The organism is Escherichia sp. 93.1518, from assembly GCF_013368915.2.
GTDB lineage: Bacteria > Pseudomonadota > Gammaproteobacteria > Enterobacterales > Enterobacteriaceae > Escherichia > Escherichia ruysiae.
This window is the reverse complement of the sequence record NZ_JABWMT020000076.1, coordinates 1-1,954: the sequence shown is the minus strand read 5'-3', so window position 1 is coordinate 1,954 and position 1,954 is coordinate 1. Positions and strand designations below refer to the sequence as shown.

Annotated in this window: 2 protein-coding genes; both read right to left on the bottom strand. The window is 51.4% G+C overall.

Annotated features, from left to right (window positions below; translation table 11 throughout):
• Window positions 1-66: 66 nt before the first annotated feature.
• Window positions 67-849, bottom strand: coding sequence for an IS21-like element IS100kyp family helper ATPase IstB (gene istB, locus HEN21_RS22410; RefSeq protein ID WP_001317493.1), 783 nt, complete (start codon window positions 847-849; stop codon window positions 67-69).
• On the bottom strand, window positions 846-1,868 hold the full coding sequence (gene istA / locus HEN21_RS22405) for an IS21-like element IS100 family transposase (RefSeq protein ID WP_000255944.1): 1,023 nt from the start codon (window positions 1,866-1,868) through the stop codon (window positions 846-848). Before istA ends, istB begins: the two co-directional genes overlap by 4 nt.
• Between the last annotated feature and the right edge of the window lie 86 nt (window positions 1,869-1,954).

The window sequence follows — 1,954 nt, the reverse complement described above, 5'->3', positions numbered from 1 at the left end:
TGTCAACGACGGATGAAAAGTGATCCACTTATATCTCCACCAACGGCCCAATATTGATCCACCGTTTTACTCAGGATTAGCTTCTGCTATAACCCCGGCCTTTCGTTTCTGTCTGAGTCGATAGCTTTCTCCTTTGATTTGAACGACATGTGAGTGGTGTAAGATACGGTCCAGCATCGCTGAGGTCAGTGCTGCATCACCGGCGAACGTTTGATCCCACTGCCCGAACGGCAGATTGGATGTCAGGATCATTGCGCTCTTTTCGTAACGTTTAGCGATGACCTGGAAGAACAGCTTTGCTTCTTCCTGACTGAACGGCAGATAGCCTATTTCATCAATGATGAGCAGGCGGGGGGCCATTACTCCACGCTGAAGCGTCGTTTTATAACGGCCCTGACGTTGTGCCGTAGATAACTGAAGTAACAGATCTGCTGCTGTTGTGAAGCGAACTTTGATACCTGCACGGACTGCTTCATAGCCCATCGCTATTGCCAGATGGGTTTTCCCCACACCTGATGGCCCCAGTAACACGATATTTTCATTACGTTCTATGAAGCTGAGTGAGCGTAACGACTGGAGTTGCTTCTGCGGTGCTCCGGTGGCGAATGTGAAGTCATACTCTTCGAACGTTTTCACCGCCGGGAAGGCTGCCATTCGGGTATACATCGCCTGTTTACGTTGATGACGTGCCAGTTTTTCTTCATGAAGCAGATGCTCCAGGAAGTCCATATAACTCCATTCCTGGTCTACTGCCTGTTGTGACAGCGCAGGCGCTGCGCTTATAAGGCTTTCCAGTTGCAACTGCCCGGCGAGCGCCATCAGTCGTTGATGTTGCAGTTCCATCATCACGCCACTCCTCTGCAGAATGAGTCGTAGATGGAGAGTGGATGATGCAGGGGGTGTTTGTCGAAGTTCACCAGATTTTCATCAAGATGCACGTCATACTCTTTTTTCTCCGGAGGCAGTGCCAGCATGGACTGCTGCTCTTCGAGCCATCGATCGCAGGGACGTGCCTGGATTGTTTCATGCTTTCGTTGGTTAGCGACATCGTGCAGCCAGCGCAGACCGTGGCGGTTGGCTGTTTCAACATCGACAGTGATCCCCATCGGGCGCAGGCGAGTCATTAGTGGGATGTAAAAACTGTTACGGGTGTACTGCACCATCCGTTCCACCTTACCTTTAGTCTGTGCCCTGAAGGGGCGACACAGTCGGGGAGAGAAGCCCATCTCCTTGCCGAACTGCCACAGCGAAGGATGGAACCGGTGCTGACCGGTCTGATATGCGTCACGTTGCAGAACCACAGTTTTCATATTGTCATACAACACTTCGCGCGGCACACCACCAAAGAAGCGGAACGCATTACGATGGCAGGTCTCCAGCGTGTCATAACGCATATTGTCAGTGAATTCGATGTACAGCATTCGGCTGTATCCGAGAACAGCAACGAACACGTGAAGCGGTGAGCGACCATTACGCATAGTGCCCCAGTCAACCTGCATCTGTCGTCCGGGTTCAGTTTCGAACCGAACGGCAGGCTCCTGCTCCTGAGGAACCGAGAGAGAACGAATGAATGCCCTGAGAATGGTCATTCCGCCACGATATCCCTGGTCTCTGATCTCGCGAGCGATTACCGTTGCCGGGATTTTGTAAGGATGAGCATCGGCGATGCGTTGACGAATATAATCCCGGTATTCATCCAGGAGTGAAGCAACAGCAGGTCGCGGCGTATATTTTGGCGGCTCAGATTTTGCCTGCAAATAACGTTTAACGGTATTGCGGGAGATCCCCAGTTCTCTGGCAATCGCCCGGCTACTCATTCCCTGCTTGTGCAGGATTTTAATTTCCATAACTGTCTCAAAAGTGACCATAAACTCTCCTGAATCAGGAGAGCAGATTACCCCCTGGATCTGATTTCAGGCGTTGGGTGTGGATCACTATTGCACCGTTCGTGACA